At 65.4% G+C, this 23,293-nt stretch carries 19 protein-coding genes and 2 pseudogenes; 11 read left to right on the top strand and 10 right to left on the bottom strand.

From position 1 onward, the window contains the following. Nucleotides 1-97: 97 nt before the first annotated feature. The 4 genes from FKO37_RS14195 to FKO37_RS14210 all read left to right on the top strand — a co-directional run bounded on the left by FKO37_RS14195 (nucleotide 98) and on the right by FKO37_RS14210 (nucleotide 7,396). Entirely contained in the window at nucleotides 98-3,448 is a 3,351-nt protein-coding gene (locus FKO37_RS14195) for a TM0106 family RecB-like putative nuclease (RefSeq protein WP_238604614.1), read from the top strand. A gap of 1,634 nt (nucleotides 3,449-5,082) precedes the next feature. After that, entirely contained in the window at nucleotides 5,083-6,198 is a 1,116-nt protein-coding gene (locus FKO37_RS14200) for an NAD(P)/FAD-dependent oxidoreductase (RefSeq protein ID WP_238604615.1), read from the top strand. Between the two features lie 121 nt (nucleotides 6,199-6,319). Beyond that, nucleotides 6,320-6,562: a PLDc N-terminal domain-containing protein gene (locus tag FKO37_RS14205; RefSeq protein WP_037810531.1), complete on the top strand. Its 243-nt coding sequence runs from the start codon at nucleotides 6,320-6,322 to the stop codon at nucleotides 6,560-6,562. Nucleotides 6,563-6,598: 36 nt separating this feature from the next. After that, nucleotides 6,599-7,396: a nuclear transport factor 2 family protein gene (locus FKO37_RS14210; RefSeq protein ID WP_238604616.1), complete on the top strand. Its 798-nt coding sequence runs from the start codon at nucleotides 6,599-6,601 to the stop codon at nucleotides 7,394-7,396. Between the two features lie 54 nt (nucleotides 7,397-7,450). Here FKO37_RS14210 and FKO37_RS14215 read toward each other — a convergent pair whose 3' ends face one another. After that, nucleotides 7,451-7,966, bottom strand: a complete 516-nt coding sequence (locus tag FKO37_RS14215; protein ID WP_037810530.1) for a lytic polysaccharide monooxygenase auxiliary activity family 9 protein — start codon at nucleotides 7,964-7,966, stop codon at nucleotides 7,451-7,453. 236 nt (nucleotides 7,967-8,202) lie between these two features. Between FKO37_RS14215 and FKO37_RS14220 the strand changes: the two genes are divergently transcribed. Continuing rightward, complete coding sequence (locus tag FKO37_RS14220; protein ID WP_238604617.1) at nucleotides 8,203-9,558, top strand: NAD-dependent succinate-semialdehyde dehydrogenase; 1,356 nt, start codon at nucleotides 8,203-8,205, stop codon at nucleotides 9,556-9,558. A gap of 183 nt (nucleotides 9,559-9,741) precedes the next feature. On the opposite strand, the pseudogene FKO37_RS14225 reads toward FKO37_RS14220, so the two are convergent. Beyond that, nucleotides 9,742-10,020 (bottom strand): annotated as a pseudogene (locus FKO37_RS14225) (integrase); the annotation flags it as partial. 178 nt (nucleotides 10,021-10,198) lie between these two features. Next, nucleotides 10,199-10,630, bottom strand: coding sequence for a hypothetical protein (locus FKO37_RS14230; RefSeq protein WP_238604618.1), 432 nt, complete (start codon nucleotides 10,628-10,630; stop codon nucleotides 10,199-10,201). A 22-nt stretch (nucleotides 10,631-10,652) separates the two neighbouring features. Here FKO37_RS14230 and FKO37_RS47555 point away from each other — a divergent pair. Together FKO37_RS47555 and FKO37_RS14235 are read left to right on the top strand one after the other, a co-directional pair. Beyond that, nucleotides 10,653-11,181, top strand: a pseudogene (locus FKO37_RS47555) (XRE family transcriptional regulator); the annotation flags it as partial. 8 nt (nucleotides 11,182-11,189) lie between these two features. After that, the gene (locus tag FKO37_RS14235) at nucleotides 11,190-11,657 is read left to right on the top strand and encodes an NUDIX hydrolase (RefSeq protein WP_238608266.1); all 468 of its coding nucleotides are present in this window, start codon (nucleotides 11,190-11,192) and stop codon (nucleotides 11,655-11,657) included. Nucleotides 11,658-11,665: 8 nt separating this feature from the next. Here FKO37_RS14235 and FKO37_RS14240 read toward each other — a convergent pair whose 3' ends face one another. Beyond that, the gene (locus FKO37_RS14240) at nucleotides 11,666-15,304 is read right to left on the bottom strand and encodes a hypothetical protein (RefSeq protein WP_238604619.1); all 3,639 of its coding nucleotides are present in this window, start codon (nucleotides 15,302-15,304) and stop codon (nucleotides 11,666-11,668) included. Between the two features lie 681 nt (nucleotides 15,305-15,985). Continuing rightward, the gene (locus tag FKO37_RS14245; protein WP_238604620.1) at nucleotides 15,986-16,225 is read right to left on the bottom strand and encodes an AMED_5909 family protein; all 240 of its coding nucleotides are present in this window, start codon (nucleotides 16,223-16,225) and stop codon (nucleotides 15,986-15,988) included. A 180-nt stretch (nucleotides 16,226-16,405) separates the two neighbouring features. On the opposite strand from FKO37_RS14245, the gene FKO37_RS14250 reads away from it, so the two are divergent. Continuing rightward, on the top strand, nucleotides 16,406-17,173 hold the full coding sequence (locus FKO37_RS14250; RefSeq protein ID WP_037810519.1) for a GntR family transcriptional regulator: 768 nt from the start codon (nucleotides 16,406-16,408) through the stop codon (nucleotides 17,171-17,173). Between the two features lie 15 nt (nucleotides 17,174-17,188). Then, nucleotides 17,189-17,854, top strand: coding sequence for a YdcF family protein (locus FKO37_RS14255; protein ID WP_037810518.1), 666 nt, complete (start codon nucleotides 17,189-17,191; stop codon nucleotides 17,852-17,854). On the opposite strand, the gene FKO37_RS14260 is transcribed toward FKO37_RS14255, so the two are convergent. The 3 genes from FKO37_RS14260 to FKO37_RS46910 form a co-directional block, all read right to left on the bottom strand. Continuing rightward, nucleotides 17,847-18,440 carry a TetR/AcrR family transcriptional regulator gene (locus tag FKO37_RS14260; RefSeq protein WP_238604621.1) on the bottom strand — a complete coding sequence of 198 codons (594 nt, stop codon included), beginning with the start codon at nucleotides 18,438-18,440 and terminating at the stop codon, nucleotides 17,847-17,849. The two genes, FKO37_RS14255 and FKO37_RS14260, sit on opposite strands and share 8 nt — an antisense overlap. A 4-nt stretch (nucleotides 18,441-18,444) precedes the next feature. Beyond that, the gene (locus FKO37_RS14265) at nucleotides 18,445-19,311 is read right to left on the bottom strand and encodes an alpha/beta fold hydrolase (RefSeq protein ID WP_238604622.1); all 867 of its coding nucleotides are present in this window, start codon (nucleotides 19,309-19,311) and stop codon (nucleotides 18,445-18,447) included. A gap of 72 nt (nucleotides 19,312-19,383) precedes the next feature. Beyond that, nucleotides 19,384-19,746: a helix-turn-helix domain-containing protein gene (locus tag FKO37_RS46910; protein ID WP_134728937.1), complete on the bottom strand. Its 363-nt coding sequence runs from the start codon at nucleotides 19,744-19,746 to the stop codon at nucleotides 19,384-19,386. A gap of 82 nt (nucleotides 19,747-19,828) precedes the next feature. Between FKO37_RS46910 and FKO37_RS14275 the strand changes: the two genes are divergently transcribed. Further along, a complete protein-coding gene (locus FKO37_RS14275; RefSeq protein ID WP_134728936.1) occupies nucleotides 19,829-20,668 on the top strand; it encodes an NAD(P)H-binding protein in 840 nt (279 codons plus the stop codon). A 3-nt stretch (nucleotides 20,669-20,671) separates the two neighbouring features. Here the strand turns inward: FKO37_RS14275 and FKO37_RS14280 are convergent, their stop codons facing one another. After that, nucleotides 20,672-21,070 (bottom strand): Fur family transcriptional regulator, encoded by a 399-nt coding sequence (locus tag FKO37_RS14280; protein WP_134728935.1) that lies wholly within the window; start codon nucleotides 21,068-21,070, stop codon nucleotides 20,672-20,674. Between the two features lie 118 nt (nucleotides 21,071-21,188). On the opposite strand from FKO37_RS14280, the gene FKO37_RS14285 reads away from it, so the two are divergent. After that, nucleotides 21,189-21,611: a Fur family transcriptional regulator gene (locus tag FKO37_RS14285; RefSeq protein ID WP_134665034.1), complete on the top strand. Its 423-nt coding sequence runs from the start codon at nucleotides 21,189-21,191 to the stop codon at nucleotides 21,609-21,611. Here the strand turns inward: FKO37_RS14285 and FKO37_RS14290 are convergent. Then, nucleotides 21,608-23,209, bottom strand: coding sequence for a DUF885 domain-containing protein (locus FKO37_RS14290; protein WP_238604623.1), 1,602 nt, complete (start codon nucleotides 23,207-23,209; stop codon nucleotides 21,608-21,610). The genes FKO37_RS14285 and FKO37_RS14290 overlap by 4 nt on opposite strands. Nucleotides 23,210-23,293 lie beyond the last annotated feature (84 nt).

Genomic DNA, 23,293 nt, shown 5'->3' on the forward strand with positions numbered 1-23,293 from the left:
ACTCCAAGATCATCCCACCCGCCACCGACAATTCCGGGCGGCGTGTCGGCACCCGCCTCGCCAGAGCCCTCCCTCGGCCGTGACAGACTGCCGGGCGATGTACACGCCGTCTGATCTCGCTGACCTGCTCGAATGCGAGCACCGGAGCATCCTCAAGCAGGCATTGGCGGCGGGGATACCCGGCGCGCCGCGGCCCACTTCGGCACCCGATCGGCTGGCGGTGAAGCACGGGCGGGCGCACGAGGCGGCCACGCTCGGGCGGCTGCGCAGCGAGCGGACGCAGGTCGTCGAGATCGAGGAACACGATCCGGTCGTCGCGGCGAAGGCCACCGAGGAAGCGTTGCGCGCGGGTGCGCCGGTCGTCTACCAGGCGGTGTTCCACGACGGCGAGTTCTCCGGCCGCGCCGACTTCCTTCTGCGCGACGACCAGGGCCGCTACGAGGTCTACGACACGAAGCTCGCCCGGCACGCCAAGCCGTCGGCGGTTGTGCAGCTCACCGCGTACGCCGACGCTCTGCGCCGCGGCGGCTGGCCCGCCGGGCCGGAGATGCACCTGCTGCTGGGCGACGGCAGCACGCGCAGCCTGCGCGTCGACGACTTCCTCCCGCTCGTGGACCGCCTCCGCGACCGGCTGGAGGACCGTCCGCCGCAGCTGCCGGACCGGATCTGGGCAGACGAACGTCCGGCGTGCACCGGATGCGCGTTCGCCGACCACTGCTCGTCCGCGCGCGAGGCCGACCGCGACCTGTCGCTGGTCGCCGGGATGCGCAGCGAGCAGCGGCGCAAACTGGTGACCGCGGGGCTCGGCACCATCGACGCGCTCGCCGACGCCGAACCCGCCGACCGCCCGCGCGACATGTCCGAGGGCACGTTCGCCTCGTTGCGCGCGCAGGCCGCGATCCAGGTCCGCCAGGACGAAACCGGGGAGCTGGCCTACGAAATCATCTCTACGGATGCGCTCGCCGAACTGCCCGAAGCCAGCCCCGGCGACGTCTTCTTCGACATGGAAGGCGACCCGTACGCCCTGGCTGGCACCGGCCTGGAGTACCTCTTCGGCGCGGTCACCCCGGACGAGCGCTTCACCCCGTTCTGGGCGCACTCGCGCGCGCAGGAGAAACGAGCGTTCGAGGAGTTCGTCGACTTCGCCACCGCACGGCTCGCAGAGCACCCCGACGCGCACGTCTACCACTACGCGCCGTACGAGGTCACGGCGATCAAGCGGCTCGCCGCCGTCCACGGCACGCGGGAGGAAGCCGTGGACGAGCTGCTGCGCAGCGGCGCGATGATCGACCTGTATGCCGTGGTACGCAAGGCTTTGCGGGTAGGACAGCGGTCGTATTCGATCAAGTATTTAGAACCACTGTACATGCCGGAAGCCCGTGCCGGCGAGGTAAAAACGGCGGCGTCGAGCATCGAGGCGTACGAGGATTACCTGACGCTCTCGTCGGCGGGAAACACCGAGCAGGCCGAAGAAGTGCTGCGCGGCATCGCGGACTACAACGAGTACGACTGCGTCTCCACCTTGCGCCTGCACGAATTCCTGCACCGCGTGCGCACCGAAGCCGGAATCGCCCTCGCCGAGCCGGACCCTGAGTCCGAAGTGGACGCTCTGCTCCGCCGCACCGAAGAAGAGGAAGCCGCCCAGCGCCGAGCCGAACGCGCCGCCGCGATGGCTGCGCTGGTCGACCCGCTCCTGGACGGCGTCCCCGACGACCCCGCCGATTTCACCCCCGACGACCACGCCCGCGCGCTGCTGGCCGCCTCCGTCGGCTACCACCGCCGCGAGACGAACCCGGCGTGGTGGGAGTTCTTCCGCCAGCTGGCCGCACCGATCAGCGATCTCGAAGTGGACACCACCTGCGCGGTCCCGGTGTCGGTGACCGCGGGCGAGTGGGTGCCGCCGTCCGGCCGGTTGCGCACCGCGAAACGCACGCTGGTCGTGAGGTGCGACCCGGACCGTCCGCATCCGTACGCGCCTGGTGACGACGTGCGCTTGCGCTACGGCACCGATGCGCGCGACGCGAAAGTCGTGTCCGCGACGGCCGTCGAAGTGACGCTCGAAGAGAGCAGCGCTCCGGACCGGACGTCCAACGACCTCCCCGCAGCAGTCCTGCCCGGCAGCCCGGTCCGCCCGTCGCCGAAGGACGAGGCGGTAGCCGATCTCGCCCGGCTGGTAGGGGAAACTCTGCCTGCGCTGCCGTCACACCCCGGCGTCGACCTGCTGCGCCGCATCCCCCGGTTGCGCGGCGGACTGCCCGAACCAGGCGAAGATCTGGTCGCCACGGTGATCACCGCAGTCGACCAGCTCGACGGTTCCGTACTCGCCGTCCAGGGCCCGCCCGGAGCCGGAAAGACTTACCTGGCCGGGAAACTCATCGCGCATCTGGTGCGTTCGGGCCGGACCGTCGGCGTCACGTCGAACAGCCACAAAGCGGTCGAGAACGTGCTCTCGGCGGCCATGGAAAACGCGCCGGAGATGGCCTGCGCCAAGCGCGCGAAGCGGACGCCGGACCCGGCATTGCCTTGGGAACAGCCGAAAAGCAATACCGCGCTGGTACGCTGGCGTGAAGAACACGACACCGGCCACCTGGTCGGCGGCACGGCGTGGACCTTCGCCAACGCCGCCGTGCGCGAGGAACCCTTCGACGTCCTCGTCATCGACGAAGCCGGTCAGTTCGCACTCGCGGACGCGCTGGCGGTGTCGATGTGCGCGAAAAACCTGGTACTACTGGGGGATCCGCAACAACTACCGCAGGTCGTGCAAGGCACGCACCCGGCCGGTGCGGAGGCGTCGGCGCTCGGCCACCTGATCGGTGAGGCGGACATCATCCCGCCGGAACTGGGCTATTTCCTGGACCTGACGCGCCGCATGCATCCCGCTGTCTGCGCCCCGGTTTCCAACCTGTCGTACGCGGGGCTGCTGCATTCGCATCCCAGCGCGGAGCGTTCGGTCGAGGACTTCCCGTCCGGTCTCTATCTGGCATCGGTCGAGCATCGCGGGAACACCACGCGTTCGGTGGAAGAAGCCGAGCAAGTGGTCGCGGTGATCAAGTCCTTGCACGGCCGTTCGTGGGAAGGCCGACCGCTCACGGACGCCGATTTCCTTGTCGTAGCCCCGTACAACTTGCAAGCGCGAGTCGTGACGCGCGCACTCTCCGACGCCGGCTTCGGCGACGTCCGAGTCGGCACAGTGGACCGGTTCCAGGGTCAAGAAGCACCCGTTGTGGTGACGACAATGACCTCCTCGTCGGCGGTAGACTTGCCGCGAGGCCTTGATTTCTTGTTGTCCCGTAACCGGTTGAACGTCGCTCTCTCCCGCGCGCAGTCCGTCGCTGTCCTGGTGTGCTCTCCGAAGCTGCTCGAAGCCGACATCAGAACGGTAGACCAGATGCGGCTGGTCTCAGGGATGCTCGGATTGCTCCGCGATGCCCGCGAATGGATCGGCTGAGCCAGGCGCTTGGCGACGGGTGAGTGCGCTTGTGCTGGGACGTGTCACTCGGTGTGGGGCGTCCGTGCCTGTGGTGCGATGCGTTGCTCGGTGAGTGGTGCGTTGCCTGTGCCGAGGGCGTCACCCGGTGTGGGTGTGCATGCCTGTGCCGTGATGTGGGCGTGCGCGCCTGCGGGTGGTGTGTCGCTCAGCGAGGGTGCGCTGCGCGCGTGGGGACGCGTTGCTAGGTGAGGGCGTGCATGCCCATGCCTGGATGCGTTGGTCAGTGTGGAGCGTGCGCCCGACCTCGGATGCTTCCCTGTGTGGAGCGCCCGCGAACGGTCCGGGGTGCGTTCCTGGGTGAGTCGCGCGTGACTGCGGCGGCGACGAGTTGCTCGGCGAAGGGGGCTGCCCGCGCCCGGAAGCGTTGCTCGGTGACGGGCGAGCTTCCCCCGCACCGTGATGCGGTCACTCAGCGAGGGCCGGGTATTGCTGTGCCGTGATGCGTCATTCGGTGCGGGAGCGCGCGCGATGCATCGCCCAGCAAAGGCAACGTCTGCCCGCGCCGCAAAGCGGTCAGGCCCGGCGAGGGGCACCCACCCGGCCGATCCGGTCGGGATCCGGCGGCCGGGCGGGCGCATGTCCCCGCTCGCGCGACCGTGGGGGAGGGGGTGGCGCGGCGAGCGAGGTGGTTTGGGCGCCCCGCGCGTCCGGCTTGCGGGAGCCGGAGCGGGGGCGCGGGGTCCCCGTCCGCGCGGGGCACTGGGGAGAGATGCCGCAGCGGACGGGGTGGCTTGGAAAACGGCGTGTCCGGTTCGGACGGTCTCAACCGGACTGCCCGGCACACCGACGAGCGGCGCAACCCAGCTCGTCCGGACTGCCGACGTGCATCTGCGGCCGAGCTCGGTTCGAACTCTGACCGCATTTGCGGCCGAACCCGATTCCTCCGAACTCTGCGGCGCAACCCGGCTTATCCGGACTCCGACGCGCACCCGCGGTTGAACTCAGCTCAACCGGACTCAGCTGCGCATCCGCAATTGAACTCGGCTCATCCGAACTCATCTGCGAACCCGCAGTCGAACCCGGACTCATCCAGTGGGCAAAGCCTGCTCCCCCACACCCCATACAACCCCTTGCGGGCCAAGAACATTCCCGCGGCCGGGGGTGTGCTCCCGCTCTCCGTCCGGACCGGCTGGGGGTTACCGGCCGGCGGGAGCAGGAGCACCGGATCCCGTTCCGCGTCTGGGGGGAGCAGTCACGCGGAGCGGGTGGTTCTGCGCCGGTACGGGGGCCGCCTCGCGGCGAGTGGCACGACCAGGCTCCGGCCGGACCGGTATTCCTGGAAGGCAGAAGGTGAGGCCCGGGGGCACCTCCGTACCGACACCCTGTACAACGCTCCAACCGCCCGAATGTTCCGGCCCCCTCAGGTGATCTGGATCGCCACCAATCGAGTGACCGCTTGGTAAACCAGGCGGATCTCGATCAGGTTGCGCTGTCTGGCGAATCGTTGTCCATTCGCCGCGAGCCCGGACGCGCGAATCGTCCACAGCCACCCATCGGGGCCGGGGGTTGACCGGCGTCACCCGGTAGCGAACTTGTTCGTAACGAACATGTTCGTTAAGCTGAGAGCCAACCACAGAGAAAAGGAGCAACCCATGACCATCACCATCGTCGGCGCCGGCCTCGGCGGTCTCAGCCTCGCCCGCGTCCTGCACGTCCACGGCATCGAAGCCACCGTCCTCGACCTCGACGCCTCCCCGTCCGCCCGCGCGCAGGGCGGCATGCTCGACATCCACGAAGACTCCGGCCAGGTCGCTCTCCGCGCCGCTGGTCTGCACGACGAATTCCGCACCCTGATCCACTCCGGCGGGCAGGAAGCCCGCGTCTACGACCGCACCGCCGCACTACTCTTCGCCGAAGAGGACGACGGCAGCGGCGAGCGGCCGGAGATCGACCGCGGGGTCCTGCGCGACCTCCTCCTCAACTCGCTGCCCGAGGGCACCGTCCGCTGGGGCATGAAGGTCACCGCCGCGGAACCGTTGTCCGGCGGGCGGCATCGCCTCACTTTCGCCGACGGCACGTCTCTCACCACGGACGTCCTCGTCGGAGCCGACGGCGCCTGGTCGCGGATCCGCCCGCTGGTCTCACCGGAAAAACCGGAGTACACCGGGATCTCCTTCGTCGAGATCGACCTCCTCGACGCCGACTCCCGGCACCCGGACGCGGCAGCGCTCCTCGGCGGCGGCATGAGTTTCGCGCTCGGCGAGGACAAAGGCTTCCTCGCCCACCGCGAACCGGACGGCAGCCTGCACGTCTACGCCGCCGTGCGCGTCCCGGAAACCTGGACCGCGTCCATCGACTTCACCGATCACGCCGCCGCCAAGGCCGCCGTGCTGAGCCACTTCGACGGCTGGTCCGACCGGCTCCGCGCCCTGGTCGAGGAGGCGGACGGCGAGCTGACCCCCCGGCTGATCCACGCGCTCCCGGTCGAGCATTCGTGGTCGCGCGTGCCCGGCGTCACGCTGCTCGGCGACGCCGCACACGTGATGTCGCCGTTCGCCGGAGAGGGCGCGAACCTCGCCATGCTGGACGGCGCTGAGCTGGGACTCGCCCTCGCCCGGCACCCGGACGACGTCGAACGCGCGCTCGCCGAGTACGAGGCCGCGTTGTTCCCGCGCAGCGCGAAATCGGCGGCGGAGTCGGCGCAAAGCCTCGACAGCTGTTTCCGCCCGGACGCACCGGCGGCCTTGCTCGAGCTGTTCGGAGCCTGACGTCCATAGTGGACGCGAGTACGACTTAAGCGGTACCCGGATCGAGCCGTCAAGCCGATCCGGGCCGAGCGGTTCCGCTCGCACAATGGGTTTCCGCCCGTCGTGAGAGAGGAATCGCCTGATGACCGCCGTCCTGGCCGACACCGTCCATACCGGCCTGCAGTTCGCCGCCATCGCCGGGATCGCGGTGCTGGTGGCGTTCCCGGTCTTGCTGTTCATCGGCGCGCTGGTGAGCGTGCTCGGCAGTCCGCTCGGCGCCGGGATGAAGTTCGTGTGGGTGGTCTTCGCGTTCTGCGCGCCGTTCCTCGGGCCGATGCTGTGGTTCCTGGTCGGCAAGCGGAGCGCGGAAGCTTCGTTCCGCTGACACAAGATGTCAGTGGGGCGCGGTTAGCGTCCGGGCATGGATCAGGAGATGGACGCAGGCGAGTTCGCCAGGCGTTATGTCGCAGTGTGGAACGAGCCCGACCCGGCCGCCCGGCGCGCGGCGATCGCCTCGTTGTGGGCCGAGGACGGGGTGCAGTTCACCGAGTCCGCGGAGTATCGGGGCCATCGGGAGCTTGAGCGCCGGGTCAGCGAGGCTTTCGAGGAATTCGTTGGCGGGGCGGGATTCGTGTTCCGGTCCGCCCGAGACGCAGTCGGCCATCACGGCATGGTCCGGTTCAGCACCTATATGGTCCCGGCGGCGGGCGGGGAGGCCGCCTGGACCGGCTTCGTCGTGCTCGAACTCGGCGAAGACGGCCGTATCCGGCGCGACTGCCAGTTCGCCGAACCGCCGCGTCCCTCGTTCCCGGACGCCCGGGCGGTCGTGGAGGAATTCCTGCGCCGGATCGAGCAGGGCGACCCGGACCGGATCGCGGAGCTTTTCGCGGAACCGGTCGACTGGCGGTTGAGCTGGCCGGAACCGGCGCATCCCGTGGTGCCGTGGATCCGTGCCCGTTCCTCGCGCGCGGACATCGCGGACCACTTCCGGACGCTCGGAAGTGCTTGTGTGCCAGAGGAAAGCGACGTCCGGTTCGGCCGGATCCTGGTCGACGGCACGGGCGCGGTGTTCTTCGGGACGAGCACCCAAACGGTCAGGTTGACCGGCAAACGCTTCACAACCGGCTTGGCGGTGCGCGTAGCCGTCAGCGGCGGGCAGATCACGCGGTACCACGTTTACGAAGACAGCCTCGCCGTCGCCGAGGCGTTCGCCGGATGAAGCGCCGGGCAGCCGGAGCGGGGATTCCGCCTGGCTGCCCGGCATTCCGCGCGGTCAGGAAACGTTCAGGTCGATGCAGGCGTAGAACGCGTTGCCGGTGTCCGCGATGTTCCACACCGCGAGCACCTTCTGCTGGCCGGTGTAGCCGCTCAGGTCGACCTGGTGCGACACGGTTTCCCCCGGTGCGTGGCCGCCGCCGTCGAAGCTCGCGACCATCGTGTCGCCGATGAAGTACTCGTAGTCGAGGGTGGCGTGCCGCGCGGTGAACACCCAGTTGAAGGTCACCTGGCTGCCGACCGGGGTGACCTTCCAGCCCTTGCTGTCGTCGTCGAGGTCGGCGAACCGCTCGTTGCCGCCGCTGCAGCTGTGCAGCCCCTTCGGGCCCTCGACGCTCTGCGGTTCCCATTTGATGTCGCCGCAGGACACCGTTCCGTCCGCGCACTGGGCCTGTCTGCTCGGCGGGGAGTTGACGTAGCCGTGCGCGCTGGCGATGCCGGGGCCGATCAGCATCAGCACCGGGGCGAGGACCGCGCCGCCGAGCGCGGCGAGCAGCTTGCGTTTGCGGGGCATGGTGGCTCCTTCGAAGCCGGGCCCGCTCCCGCGCCGGAGGGCGGCCGGACGAGCCACGGCACGACCGACGAGCCCGCGGTGGGGTGGTGCGCGGGCGGAGGGGTGGGGAGATTTGTGGTCTAGACCATACTCGTGCGCCAGCGCTCGGTCAAGGATCGGCTACTCTGTGTCATCTATACACGGGATACTGTATGCAATAGAATGTCGGCGAGGATGCCGACCGCAGGGAGACCGCGATGTACACGGTGACCGACCCGGCCACGGGCCAGCTGATCGAGGAAATCGAGAACGCGACCGATGCGGAGGTTCGCGCGGCGATCGAGCGCGTCGACCGCGGATATCGCAGCTGGCGGGCGCGTCCGGTCGAGGAACGAGCAGCGATCGTCGCCCGCACCGCGGACCTGTTCGAGCAGCGCGCCGACGAACTGGCCGCGATCATGACCTTGGAGATGGGCAAGCGGATCAACGAGGGGCGCGGCGAGGTCGGGATCGTCGTGGACATCTTCCGCTACTACGCGGAACGAGGCCCGGACCTGATCGCCGACCAGCCGCTCCCGATCCGCGGCGGTTCCGCGGTGATCCGCAAGGAGCCGATCGGTGCGCTGCTGGGCGTGATGCCGTGGAATTTCCCGTGCTACCAGGTCGCCCGGTTTGTCGCGCCGAATCTGGTTCTGGGCAATACGATCCTGCTCAAGCACGCGTCGATTTGCCCGCGTTCGGCGCTGGCGATCGAGAAAATCCTGCAGGAAGCAGGCGTACCGGACGATGTGTACGTGAACACCTTCGCGTCCAGCCGCCAGGTCCCGATGATTCTTGCTGACCCACGGATTCAAGGCGTTTCCCTGACGGGCAGCGAACAAGCCGGTATCTCGGTGGCGGCCGAAGCGGGCCGGAACCTGAAGCGATGCGTGCTGGAATTAGGCGGCGCGGACCCGTTGCTGGTGCTCGACACCGCGGATCTGGACGAAACAGTGCGCGCTGTCGCGACCGCGCGGATGCGTAACTGCGGGCAGTCCTGTAATGCTCCGAAGCGGATTATTGTCCAGTCTGACCTTTATGACGAATTCGTGGACCGGTTCACTAAGCGGGTCGCGGACTATTACGTCCCCGGGGATCCCGCCGACCCGTCCGCGAAGCTGCCTCCGCTGGCTTCCGTCGCCGCAGCGGACGAGGTCGCCGCCCAGGTGGCCCGCGCGGTGGAACAGGGCGCGACCTTGCGGACCGGCGGTCGTCGTGGCGAGGGCGCGTATCTGGAGGCGACTGTCCTGACTGATGTCACGCCGGAGATGGACGCATACCGGGAGGAGATCTTCGGCCCGGTGGCGATCCTGTTCCGTGCTGAATCGGATGATCATGCCATCGAGATCGCCAATGACTCGCCATTCGGTTTGGGAGCGGCGGTGTTCGGGACGGATCCGGCTCGATTGCGCCGGGCCGCGGATCGGCTGGAGGCGGGGATGGTGTATTTCAACAAATCCGGCGGGTCGCAAGCGGATTTGCCGTTCGGCGGGATCAAGCGCTCGGGGATGGGGCGGGAGTTGGGGCCGTCGGGGATTGAAGAGTTCATGAACCAGAAGTCGATCCGGCTTTGAGCTGCTGTTTTGTTGCGTTTGGGCCCGCCAGGCCGTCTCGGGATCCTGGACCGTTTGCTGCGGTCGGCGGGGCTTTAACACTCGGTTGGTTGCCGCCCGGGCCCGCTTGTGGCTCGACGGTACGAGGTGGGTGTAGATCCGGAGCGTGTATCCGGGGTCGTAGTGGCCGAGGTACTCGGCTACTTCCTTGATCGACACGCCGTTGGCGAGCATCGTGGAGGCGAAGAAGTGCCTCATGGCGTGTATCCCGTCCCGGCGTTCGACGTAGTCAAGCCGTGCACGCGCGAAGGCCGGACGCCAGGCGTGGTACGCGAAGTTCGACCCCTTGATCACGTTCCCGATCGGCTGCCCCGCGTAGGCGCTGCGCTTGATAACACGACCGATCAACACGCGCACGGTCTCCGGCCGGCCACCCGGTTCAAGCCAGGGGAGCGTCAGTGTGACGGGCTCGAAGGTGGCCATGTAGTCGTCGAGGTCATCGAGCACGCCTTGCCCGAGCGGCCGGCTGAGTGCCGATCCACCGAATCTGACGTTGAACGTTGACGATCATCTCGTCCCGGTCAACGTCGTCTGGGCTGAACCCGAAGATCTCCATCTGCCGCACCCCGAGGCCGGCCCCGAGCGGCACCGTGACGGTGTGCTAGGCGGGCAGGGCGAGCCGCACCGCGCGGACCCGGCTGTCCGTCCACGGGATGACCTTCCGCTGAACGGGCTTGGGCAGCTTGACGCTCTTCGCCCGGCACGGGTTGGCGCGGATCTTCTTGTCGTCGTAGGCCGTCTGGAGGATGGCGGACACGGTGTCGAAGAGCATCGGGCGGGTGGACGCCATCAGGCCGCGTCCGCCTTCGCTCTTCGGCCGTTCCAGCCAGTCGAGCCAGTCGCGAATGGTGTCGGTCTTCGCGGCCACCTTGAGCGGCTTGTCTCCGAGGAACGGGAAGATCCCGGTCTTGAGGTGGTTGCTCACGGTCTGCCGGGTTCCGGCGTCGGCGGACTGGCCCTTGCTCCACTGGGCCGTGTAGTCGCGGAACTTCTCTTCGCCGGACTCGGCCGAGATGTACTCACCGGCCAGCACGTCGTGTTGTATCTTGGTCAGGAAGACGGCGGCCGCCGAAGTCGTGCGGGTCTTCCCGCACCGTAACGCCATCCCGGTCGAGCTGTGGGATCGGCTAATCAAGGAGGCGTCGGAGACAGTTGAGGTCCTGGTGCACGCCGCGCTGTTCCTGGTCGAGCGCCCGCGCTTCATCAAGGACCTGACGGCCAAGGCTGCGGCCGGCGCGAAGATCCGCCTGGCCTTCGGTGACCCGGAGGGTGACAGCGTCGCGCTACGCGGCGAGGAGGAGCAGCTTGGCGACGGGACGCTTCCGGCGCGTATCCGCAACGCCCTTGCGTTCTACCGGCCACTGATCGGGGTGGAAGGCATCGAGATGCGGTTCCACAACACGACGCTGTACAACTCGATCTTCCGGTTCGACGACGAGATGATCATCAATACGCACGTGTACGGGTTCCAGGGGCCCATGCCCCATCCCTCCACCGCGGCGGCTCTCCGTCGGGGACCTCTTCGAGACGTACTCGGAGAGCTTCGAGTCAGTCTGGAACCTTGCCAAACCAGCCACCTTCTAGGAGGCAGCATGACCCGAGTCGACTACTACAACGACCCGAACGCGCCCAAGGCAAATAGCATTGCGGTGGCCGTCTCAGCGTTCATCCAAGACGACGATGGCCGGATCTTGATGATCAGGCGCACGAACAACGACCTGTACTCGATCCCTGGCGGCCAGTTAGAACTCGGCGAAACCTTGGCTCAAGCTGCCGGCCGCGAGGTTTGCGAGGAGACTGGCGTCGACTGCGAGATTACGGGTGTGATCGGCCTATATTCCGATCCTAGTCACGTCATAGCTTACGACGACGGCGAGGTTCGACAAGAGTTCTCTATCTGCTTCCGCGCTCGGGCTATAGGTGGTGCACTCCGGACGAGCGTCGAAAGTAATGAAGTTCTCTGGATAGAACACAACAAAGTGGACACTCTATCCGTACATCCATCCATTCGAAAGAGGATCGACCACGGATTAAGTGCGGACGACGTCTACTTCACATGAGGTGTTGGCTATCGTTTGACCTTCTTCCGCTCGGGCTTGAAGTTGCGAATCCAGGCCTCCAATGAGTCAAAATTGACGATCGGAACTGGAGTTTCCAGCACGCGCGGTGTTATTAGGTCGCGGCTCGTAACTATCAGAGACACGATCTTCCAGCCTTTTCCTGCGAGGCCAAAGGTTGAGAGAACTAGGGATACATGCTCCTGCAGCCAGGCTGACCGGCGCTGATGCTTCTTGAGGGCACTTTTCTCACCACGAACGAGATCGTCGGCTTCATTTGCTAGCTCTGTCGCATTGCGGGCAATCTCGAAATCCTTTGCTTCAACCGCGAAAATAATTCGCTTCTTCTTGTCGAATGCTAGGACATCGATGTCGCCCAGGTCCTCACCCGATTTTGACGTTATGCGCTTAGAGCCGACCTTGGTGACGCCTCTGCGTACGGGTGCGCAACCAGAATTCTCGAATGCCACCGATACCTCGGTCTCAAACTGCTGATTTTGACCTTGGCGAATCGATCCCATCAAGATCTTCATCTCTTTGCTTTTCGCGCGCACGCGCCCGGTCCGGATCAAACCAGTCCAGTATTCCGCCGAGTCGATCAGGTGTCGGGCGCCCCAGTAGAGGTCGTGGCTACCATCGTCTCGGCTGAAGAGAATAAATGGTCTCCTGAGGTACGACCATTCCCGATTGTAGCGCCAAGGCCATGCATCTGACCCAACCGATAGAAATTTCTTGCGCGCCTTCAGGCCAAGCTGGGCGAAGAAATGAATGGACTTGCTTCGATTCCAATCGAGCCTTTCATTTATTAGTTCGATCACTTCCTGCATGGGGAGGGATGTGGCGGTGTCAACTCCTGCATCAATGCTGATGTTGATGAGTTCATCGAAAACATCAGAGATATCCGAATGTGTGAATCCGAACTCGGCACGCATGGCTGTGTCGATCGCATCCAAGGAGTCCGTAGAAGCTGTACGAGTGCCCACGGTGCCGGGCGGTGAGATGGCTATCCTTCTCGCGGCTTCGGCCATAGCCTTGCTTAGCGCGGTCGTTCCTGCCTCGAATCTGTCTCCGCGTGACACGCCTAACCGGCCTGAGGGTAAGATAGAAAGGTCGTTTTCGGCGAAACCATGGTAAATGGCGTCTGATAGTGATGCTCGTGCGATCAGCTCGGCGGAGATGGCCATCAATTGGTCAAAGCTGGATAGTGTCAGATCGAGATTTCCCTTTGGCTGGGTTGCGGCAACGTACTCGATGAGGAATCGTATGGCAATTTTCGATTCTGTAAGCTTGTTTCGCCTTTTAGCCAGCTCTTCGGATTTGATGCTTGATTCACCGAAGCACGCGATCTGATAGGGAAGATCGGCCGCAACCACGGCGGACTGGTTGATCAGGCTCTCGTGGAATGAGAGGAGCTTCTGCAGTGCTTCTCGCCCTGGTAGCTCTGCGGTCAATGCGACAACTTTGCCAAAATAGAATTCAACGACCTTGCCAAGGGTTTCCACGCGTTTCTCAGAGGCAATAGGGCCAATGTCATATTGCTGCTCGGATAGCCAGTGCGCTAGTTCATCCATGGCGACCGAGGTATCGTATTCTTGGACAAGCCGCGGAGGGAAAGACTCTGAGGGGTACCGCCTGACATCGTTAAGGGCGACAGTCCGCATCATCTTCTTCTGGGGCGGCGAACACAGTCTATTGACAAAGTCAGTTGGATCACCATCTATAACGTGTAACTTGAGCCCGTCTAGTAAGGCTTTAACGAGGAGCTTCTCACTGTTGGTGTTGGAGCTATCGACGCGGAACAGATCCGATAGTATTTCGAGCTTTACTTTTCCTTCTTGAGCATCGACAACTCGAATCCAGGATCTATCCTCGCTAGTTCCATCGATCTCGCCTGCAAGGACTTGCCCCATCTTTTCTGGATCGTCTATCTCGATCATTATGAAAATCTGCCGATTTTTGCCAACCGAGTCAATGAACGCTACCGATTTGGAGTCGAACATCTGCCATAGCCAAAACGATAGGGCGGTTATGAGGCTTTCAAAGAAATCTTCGACGACCCCGCTGTAGTGGTTGTTTCCTGCGATCCAGACTTCCGAATTCTCCAACTCTAGAAAAAGGCCTCGCCGCCTGTGCCGCGGATGCATGAAGTAGATAGGAGCTACATCGGTTCCCCATAGTGAAATGACCTCAAAGTACCGCTGGCCGTCGGGGCCAAGAACTTCATGTGAGTCGATGCGCTTTTGAGCTTCGACTCGGAGAGAAGTGCCGCTTCCGTTTACGATTGAGAAGAAGGTGGGGGGTCGATCATCGCCAACGTAGTAACTGTGGTTTGCATCGCGGTATATCGCATAGTTATCAAGTGTGCTGAATGTTTGAACTGTAGTGCTGTCATGAAGATCGGAATCTGCCTGAGCAAACTTCCACAGGAAAAGCGGATCTGAGCCGTCAAGTTCTGCCATAACTTGCAGCTCATCTAGTGATAGGGTCGTAAATGGGCCTGGAAGCCTAGGTTTCTCATGACCAAAGAAGACATGCCGGCCGATGCCTTCGAGAATAACTATCCGAAGTGTCTTGTGGTCATCTTCGGTAGGATTCCTTGCGGGGTCTATACTGTCCTGAACTCTGGCACTTAAATCGTCAGTGCGCCATCTGCCGAACGGGTCTGTGACATCGTATTCGCCTAGGTCGTCGATAACGATTGCGACGTCTACATACTTATCCTCAAGGAGTTTATATCTGCGACGAATAAATCCTTCTTCCTGCTCATCTGTCGCAATTCGCGTTGTTCCCATGAGTTTGAATAAACTGTCAACTTGGGCCACAACCTCAGAGTGAAAAGCGTCTCGGAGAACCTCAAGGCAACCGTGCTCTATTGCTGACTTGATTAGGTGATGGCGCAGAGATGCGGCAAGTTCTCCAGGGTTTGCGATGATCAATTCATCGTCTGTTTCCACAATTGGCGTGATCACAAACGTGTTATCTGTGTCGATGCCTAGATTTAGATCATGGAATCCGGCGCGTACGGAAAACCTCTGGAGCGAAGCGATGAGATCGTTGTTTTCTAGTGTGCTAGATAGTTCTTCATTTCTGAATGATACTGCGTGAAGAAGTGGTTCAAGACCTGCTGCGCTGGGGACATGAACTGGGGTGCGCGCAGATAATTCGGGTGGAGGCGTGCCGCGCTTGATGCCCGCTTTCGAGCAGATAGCGTCACTTATGGTCAACACGGCGGTGGCGGCAACGATGGAATCCATGAAGTAGTCTTCTGGAAATTCTTCTTCATGATCCCGTAGTGCGCATAGGAACAATGACAACGAGTGCGCTGAGCGCGTGCTGAGACCTTGTAATACCATCTTTGGTCCGCCAAAGAACGGTATCTCGACGGAATATATGTCGTCGTAAGGATCCTCTTGTGAGATGACATTGGAGGCGCTAATGAGCGGATCTTTTATGATACTCTTGAGTCTAGTTGGCGACAATCGGGGCGCGGTTTCTCGGATCGGTAGAGAGGCGCCAATCGCGGCTAGTCGCTGAAGACGAAGTACGCAGGCGATGTTTATTGGGATCAGCTGAAGGGCGGCAGCAGCCCTTGCCAGCGACGGTCCGTCTACCCCTGACCAAGGCATCGAGTCCTTTAAGCCTATGCTCACCGGCGCATCTCCATTCCGCTGTCTGTGTTCGTCGATTACCGATGCCGCCATGCCGAATCTAGCTCTATGGGATCTAGGCGCGCCGCCGGCGGCGGCGCGCACGTCACCACCCGTGCGGCGGGCCCGCCCTCATGCGACACGGACGGCCTGCCGCACCGCTCCGGCCGCCGGTCGCAGGGCGGCCCGCCGAAGGGCCGGCTGCGTACGCGCGCCGCCGCAAGCTGGTTGATCCACTCGTCCCCATACGCCCAGAGACGTCGGCGAGTCGATCAGTGTTACGCCGAACAAGGGCACGATCAGGTGACCGCTCCCTCGTCGGCGATCGTTTAACACCGGCCGACCGCCATCAAGGGCGCCTGCGGCGTCGCTGCGCGATGGACGCAAGCGCCCACCCTTGACACCGGCCCTCCGGCGCTAACGGCAGCGGGGACGAGGACGACGGGGGAGGTCTGCCACCTGGCCGGATGGGCGCAAGAGCGGCAGAGAGCCAGGCCGTCTACAGGCCGTCAGACGTCCAGGCAGGCCCGGACGTGACCGGACCCAACAGACGCAAAAGAGCAGGTCAGAGGCAGTATGCCCAAGAACGCCCCCAGGCCCACTGACCGCCTGGATAGTTCATGAACCAGAAGTCGATCCGGCTCTGAGCTGTAGCGGTCCGCGGACGGCGAAGTCGCGTGTGGACTAATTCCGGTCTTCCTCGGGCGGCGGGGAAAACCGGGCAGCCTGACGCTCCTCGTAACTGGCCCAGTAGAGGGCTTCGTGGTGATGCCAGCGGTCGTAGTCTGCGACGGTTTGATACATCCGCGCGTTCGCGAGATGGAAGGCCGCCCAAGTCGCACGGGTCGCGTTGGATGCTGGACGCCGGGCTGTCGCAGCGGAGTGCGCGTCGTGCAGGGTCGCGGGTTCAGCTTTGTTCGCCATGGTCCATGCCCTTCCGCTGGCACGTTTGGTTGCTGGAGCCTGCGAGGCGAGGCTCTGGAGTAGAAGTAGTTCTATTAGGCGCGCGGTCGACTAGGTTGTCAATAGAACTACTTCTATCTAGTCTGACGGGCCAAGGCGTTCTGATACCGCTAGCGTTATCGCCGCACGGAGGAGGATGACGTGGGCATTGGGTACCGTGACCTGGCCGCGAGCCTGCGCGACGCGATCCAGCGAGGCGAATACGCACCGGACTCGACGCTGCCGAAGCAGGAGGAACTGGCTCAGGAGCACGGCGTCAACGTCAACACAGTGCGCAAAGCCGTAAGTGTCCTCGAGGCTGAGGGGCTGGTCACGCCGGTCCGGCGCCGCGGCACTGTCGTTCGCGCGCGTCCGCCGATGAAGCGTCTCGGTGCTGATCGCTACGCCAAGAGCAAGTGGAAGTACGGCGAAACGGTCGCGTTCGTCGCTGACCGCGAGGCGTCCGGTCGCGAATGGAAGCCCGCCGATCAGACGCAGACCGTCGCCCGGATCGAAGCTGATGCGGAGATCGCCGAAGCCTTGGGCATCGAGGTCGGCTCGCCCGTTTATGAGCGTGCGCGCCTGGTCAAAGATGCGGGCCATCCGACGCACATCCTCTCCAGCTACTACCGTCCGGAAGACGTCGAAGGCACTCGCCTCGTCGACGAGACGCCGGGGCCGGCGGGGCGAGGCGGAGGCTTCCTGGTCCTCACCCTGCAGGGGCTCGAACCCGACACGATCAGCGAGACCGTCTGCTCGCGCATGCCCACGCCCGTCGAGATCGAGACGCTGGAACTCCCCGCGGGAGAACCGGTGATGGTCTTGGAACGCCGTACATTCACGGCCAAGGGCCGGGTCGTGGAGTTCGCGCGCGGCGTCCACGCGGCGAGCAGGTTCTCCTGGTCCTATACCTTCAAGATCCCCGACTGACTCCGGAGTCCTCGCATGCCTGAGCGCTCGACCACCGTGCCGGAGCACCTCCGCACCGACGTCCAAACGCTCTGGGATTACCACGACCTGCACCACGAACTCCGGCCGACGGACGTCGGGATCGGCCTGGGCAGCCACGACCTCGGTGTCGCTACTTACACAGCGGAGCTGTACCACCAGGGCAGCTTTCCTCGGATCGTCTTCACCGGAGCCAATGCGCCGACAACCGTGGAGCGATTCCCTCGCGGCGAAGCCGTGCACTACCGGGAGCGCGCGTTGGAACTGGGCGTTCCCGACGGCGCGATCCTCGTCGAGCCCACGGCCCGCAACACCGGAGACAACATCACGCGAAGCCGTGAGCTGCTGGCAGCACACGAGATAGAGATCAAGTCTGTCACGCTGATCTCGCGCCCCTACCAGCAGCGGCGGGCATACGCGACGTGCAAGAAGCTCTGGCCTGACATCGACGTTCTCTGCGCCTCCCAGTCATTACCGCTGGACGAATACGTCCGGAGCATCGGCGACGTGGACCGGGTCATCACCATGCTGGTCGGCGACACGCAGCGGATAAGCCTCTATGCCCAGCGAGGATTCGCGATACCTCAAGACCTTCCGGATCAGGTTGAGCGAGCGTTCGAGAGCTTGGCAGCACACGGATACACCGCCCGGCTCCTCACCTAGGAACCAACAACCCGCTCAACCACCCAGCGAACACCTGCTGCACATCCGCCCGCACCCGCCCCGGGTCGTCGGCGTGCGCGATCATCCTCGCCGCCTCCATCACCGCCGCCAAGACCAGTTGCGCCAAAGCATCCACCGGCGTATCCACAATCAACCCGGCATCCCGCGCAGCCGTCAGGTGCTCCGCGACCAGCCCCAAGCCGTACTCGGCCTCCAGATCGCGCCAGGCGTCCCAGCCCAGCACAGCCGGGGCGTCGGTCAGCGAGATTCGCCGGACATCCGGGCGCAGGCAAGCGTCCAGGAACACCCCCAGTGCGGCTGAAAGACCCGAAAGCGGATCCGGCGCACCGTCAAGGACGTCCGAGACCTCGGCGGTCAGTTCGCGTTCCAGCACTTCGACGACGGCCCGGAACAGGCCCTGTTTGTCGCCGAAGTGGTGGTACAGCGCGCCCCGCGTGACGCCTGCCGTGCGCGTGATTTCTTCGGCCGGCACGTCGTGGTAGCCGCGTGCGCCGAAGAGGTCTCGGGCGGCCTTGATCAGTGCGGCTCGCGTCGCGTCGGAGCGTTCTTGCTGGGTACGTCGCACGCACCTAATCTGCCATGGCGGCGGCGAAGCGCGTGATGTGCCCGGCCAGTGCGTCCGGCTGATCCTCCGAGACGAAGGTGTACGAGTCCGCGACCTCGACCAGTTCCGCGTCCGGCAGCACCTCCGCCAGGCGGTGCGCGAGGCTGATCGGGAACAGCTTCTCCTCCGGCGGCCAGACCAGCAGTACCGGACGCTTGAACTGGCGCAGTTTCTCCGCCGCGGCGAGGGTGTGCTTCGAGTCGACGGTGCGCAGGAACTTGCGCAAATCCCTTCGCAGACCAGGGGATTTCCGCAGTTTGCCCAGATACTCTTCGGCGACGTCCGGCGGCAGCGGGCGTTTCGTGACCCAGCCGAACAGCAGCGGCAGCCGGTACAGCGCCTTGATCCGCAGCAACTGGCCGAGCACCGCCATCGAACCCGGCACGCGGGCGAGCACCGGCAGCGGCTGGAAGATCGGCGGGAAGAAGTACTCGAAGCTGTCCGACGGCGTCAGCACGACCCGGCCGACCCGTTCCGGATACCGCGCGAGCAGCAGTTGCGTGATGGCGCCGCCGGTGTCGTTGGCGACCAGGATGACGTCTTCCAGGTCCAGTGCCGTGAGGAAGTCTCCCAGGAGGGTGGCGAGGCCGGCGGCGCTGAGGTCGGCGTCCGAGCGCATCGGCACCGGGTGCGCGCCCAGCGGGAGATCCGGGGCCAGGCACCGGAATCCGGCGTCCGCGACGGCCGGGACGACCTTGCGCCACAGCAGGGCGTTGGTGAGTACGCCGTGCACGAAAACGACCGGACGGCCGTGTCCGCGCTCGAAGTACCGGAGTTCGCCTTGGGGGAGGTTGACGTGCCGGGCAGTGCCCAGGTCTTCGTATGCGCTCATGCTGGCGAAGATACATACATGCAGTCTGTATGTAAATTACCTCTGGGGTAATGCGGGGCCTGACCAGGGCGGTTACCGGGCGTCCAGCCGCCGGGTGACCCGGTCGAACAGGTCGTCCAGGGGTTCGCCGAGGTCCTGGCCGAACTCGGTCAGGCCGTAGGTGACCTGAGGCGGGGTGGTCGGCTCGACGCGCCGCCAGACGAGGCCGTCCTCGACCAGTGCGCGCAGGGACTGGGCGAGCATCTTCTCGCTGATGCCGCGGATGCTTTCGCGCAGTTCGAAGAACCGGAGTTCCTTGTCCCGCAACGAGATCAGGATCCAGATTCCCCACCGGCTGGTCACGTGGTCGATCACGGCACGCGCGGGGCAGTCGGTGTGAAACACCTCATAACGCGGCGTCGGGACGGCCGGGGTGAACTGCGCGCTTCCTGTCACGTATCGAGCTTACCGAAAGGTATGTCCTTACGAAGAGTAAGCGGATCGGCCTAGCGTCGGCGGCCTACGAAGGGAGCTGTTCATGATCGTGGTGACCGGGGCGACCGGAAACATCGGCCGGCCGTTGGTGCGGGCGCTCGCCGACGCGGGCGAGCAGGTGACGGCGGTGTCGCGGCGGGCCGCTGAGGTGCCGGAAGGGGTCCGGCACGTCGTGGCAGACCTGGCGGATGCGGCCAGTCTCGAACCCGCGCTGACCGGGGCGAAAGCGTTGTTCCTCTTGCTGTCCGGCGATCTGCACGCGGTCGGCGCGAACCCCGTCGATCTCGTCCCGAAGGCCGCGGATGCTGGGGTGCGCCGGGTTGTTCTGCTGTCGACCCTAGGCGTGGCGACCAGGCCGTTCGGCACAACGCGGATCGCGATGCGCGAACTCGAGGACGCCGTGCGCGAATCGGGTCTGGACTGGGTGATCCTGCGGCCGGGCGGGTTCGCCTCCAATGCGCTGTGGTGGGCGGAATCCGTTCGCACGCAAGGAATTGTCGCCGCGCCGTTCGGCGACACCGGGGTGCCGATCATCGATCCGGCGGACATCGGCGAGGTCGCCGCGGCTTGCCTGCGCGACCACCGGCACGTCGGCGGTGTGTACGAGCTGACCGGGCCGGCGGTGATCACGCCGCGTCAGCAAACGGAGGCGCTGGCCGCCGCGCTGGGCAAACCGGTGCGGTTCCGGGAGCTGACCCGCGCCGAGGCCAAGGCGGGCATGATGCAGAGCATGCCGGGCGAACTCGCCGACGACACCTTGGACATCCTCAGCTCGCCGACTCCGGCCGAACTGCGCGTGAGCCCGGACGTCGAACGGATTCTCGGCCGCGCGCCGCGGTCCTTCGCCGACTGGGCGGCCCGCAATATCGCCGCGTTCCGCTGAGCCTTACTCGGCCGGATCGCAGCGCGAGCACAGGCCGGACACCGCCTCCTCAGCGGATTCCGTCGGCGCGCCGGGGATCGCCTCCAGCCGGCCGCATTGGCGGCACAGCAGGTGCCGGTGGTCGAAGCCGGAAAGCTCGTAGCGTTGCGCGACGCCGACGTGGTCGAAGCGGTGCACGAGGCCGGCGGTGACGCCGGTGGTCAGCACGTCGTGGACGCCCCTCGTGGACGCCATCGACAGCCGTTCGCGGACCAGCGGCAGCAGTTCCGCGACGGTGACGTGCGGGTTTTCGGCCAGCACTTCCAGCACGACCTGCCGGGCGGTCGTCACGCGCAGGCCGGCGCGCCGGAGCCGGGTTCCGGCGTCGGCGCTGGACGGAATGGGTGCGGAGGTCGTGAGCACGCCTCCTTTGTAGTCCCCAAAGTTGATCCAGTCAAATGTAAGAACGGGTCAACTCTGGGACTGTGAGCCAGTGCACGCCAGAATTGATTCGGTCAAGTCTGGGGGTACGATCCGGGCCATGGACGAGTTCGGGACGCGGTTGCGCGACAAGGGTCTGCGCAACACGCCGCAGCGGCGTGCGGTGCTGGCCGCGGTCGCGCGGACCCCGCACGTCACGGCCGCGGAAATCGCGACGGTGCTCGACGCCGACGGGGCCGTCGGCGCGTTGTCCAGGCAGGGCCTCTACAACGTGCTCGACGACCTCGTCGGCGCCCGGCTGCTGCGCCCGCTCGAACCGGCGGGCTCGCCCGCGCGGTTCGAACTCGAAACCCACGACAACCACCACCACCTGGTCTGCCGCGGCTGCGGCCGGATCCAGGACGTGCCCTGCGCGATCGGAGCCGCGCCGTGCCTCGAACCCGGTCCGGTGCCCGGTTTCCGGGTGGACCAGGCGGAGGTCACGTGGTGGGGGATGTGCGCGGAGTGCGAGGCCAAGGCTTAACGCAGCGCGTCCTGCAGCGCCGCGAGCCCGACCGGGCCGACGGCCAGCGCGTCCTCGTGCCACTGGCGCAACGTGAACCCGGGTTTGGCGGCGGCTTCGGCCCGCGCCCGCAGCCAGGCGCGTTCGCCGATCTTGTATGAGATCGCCTGGCCCGGCCAGCCGAGGTAGCGCACGATTTCGGCGTGCACCCGGTGTTCGGCGGCCAATCCGCGCTCGTGCAGGAACCGGCACGCGGTGTCGAAGTCCCAGCGGGAACCGTCCGGCAGCGGCAGATCGAGGTGTGAGCCGAGGTCGATCACGACGCGCGCGGCCCGCAGCGCCGAACCGGCGAGCATGCCGAGCCGGGTGCCGCGTTCGGAGAACCAGCCCAGTTCGTCGGCGAGGCGTTCGGCGTACAGCGCCCAGCCTTCCGCGTGCCCGCTCACTGAATGGACGCGCGCGTAGCGGCTCACCGAGTCTCCGGCCAGGCCCGCGACGCCGATCTGCAGATGGTGTCCGGGAACACCTTCGTGGAACACCGTCGTCAGCTCGGACCAGGTCGCGAAGCGTTCCCTTCCGCCCAGCGGCCACCACGTGCGCCCGGGACGGGTGCCGTCCTCGGCGGGTCCGGTGTAGTACGGCGAACCCGACGCGGAGCCGTACGCGAGCACGACGTCCAAGGCGCGCAACGGTTCCGGGATGTCGAAGTGCTCGCTAGCCGATTCCAGCGCCCGGTCGTGCGCCGCGCGCAGCCAGTCCAAATAGGACTCTTCACCGTCCACCGCGCACTCTTTGTCCAGCAGCGCCAACACTTCCGCGACGCTCGCGCCGGGCTGGATTTTCGCCACCTCGGCGGCGATTTCCGTTTCGATGCGCTGAAGTTCCGCCCAGCCCCATTCGTAAGCCTCGGCGAGATCCAGGTCCGCACCAAGGGAAAGCCGGGCCGCGACGGCATAGCGTTCCGCGCCGACGCCGTCGGTTTCGGTGGCGTGCGAGGCGTAATCCTCGCGCAGGAAGCGGGCGAGCGCCGCATAACCGCGGTGGGCGGCGTCGGCACCGGCGCGCAGCTCGGCCGCCTGCGGTCCGTCGCCGTACTCCTCGACGAGTGCATTGTGGACACCGGCGTACCGCGCGGCTTGCGCCGCCGTCTCCAGTGCTTGGCGGCGGGCCGCGCGCAGACCGCGGTCGAGACCGGCCTGCAGCGTCTTCTGCCAGCCGGCGAGCATCGTTTCGACGCCGGTCATCCGGACCGCGACGACGTGCCAGTCGTCCGCGTCGCGGCGCGGCAGCAGCCGGACTGAATCGGCGATCGAATTCAGCGTGCCGAAATGCGCCTGTACCCGGCGAAACGGCTCGTCCAGCTCGTGCCAGGCCAGTTCGGCCTCGAGGCTGTTCCGCAGGTGCGCGGACGCGATCCGGTCCGCGCGGGACTCGGGGGTCAGCGTCGCGAGAGCGGCGAGCGTGCGGCGGGCCAGGTCGGCGCGGGCCGCGAAACCGTCCGGGGTGAGGTCGGTGAGCGCGGTCGCGTCGGTGGTCACGCCGTCCAGGGTCGCGGCGATCGGGTCGAGCGCTGCCTCAGCCGTGACGTGGTCGGCGGAGAGCTGAAAAATCGGGGTCACGCCGCCACGGTAGCCGGGAGCCGCCGCCCGAATGTAGAGACGTTCGCGGGGTGCGGACGCTGGTATAGAGAGAGAATGCCCGCG

The organism is Amycolatopsis sp. Poz14 (genome assembly GCF_006704225.1).
Lineage (GTDB): Bacteria > Actinomycetota > Actinomycetes > Mycobacteriales > Pseudonocardiaceae > Amycolatopsis > Amycolatopsis nivea.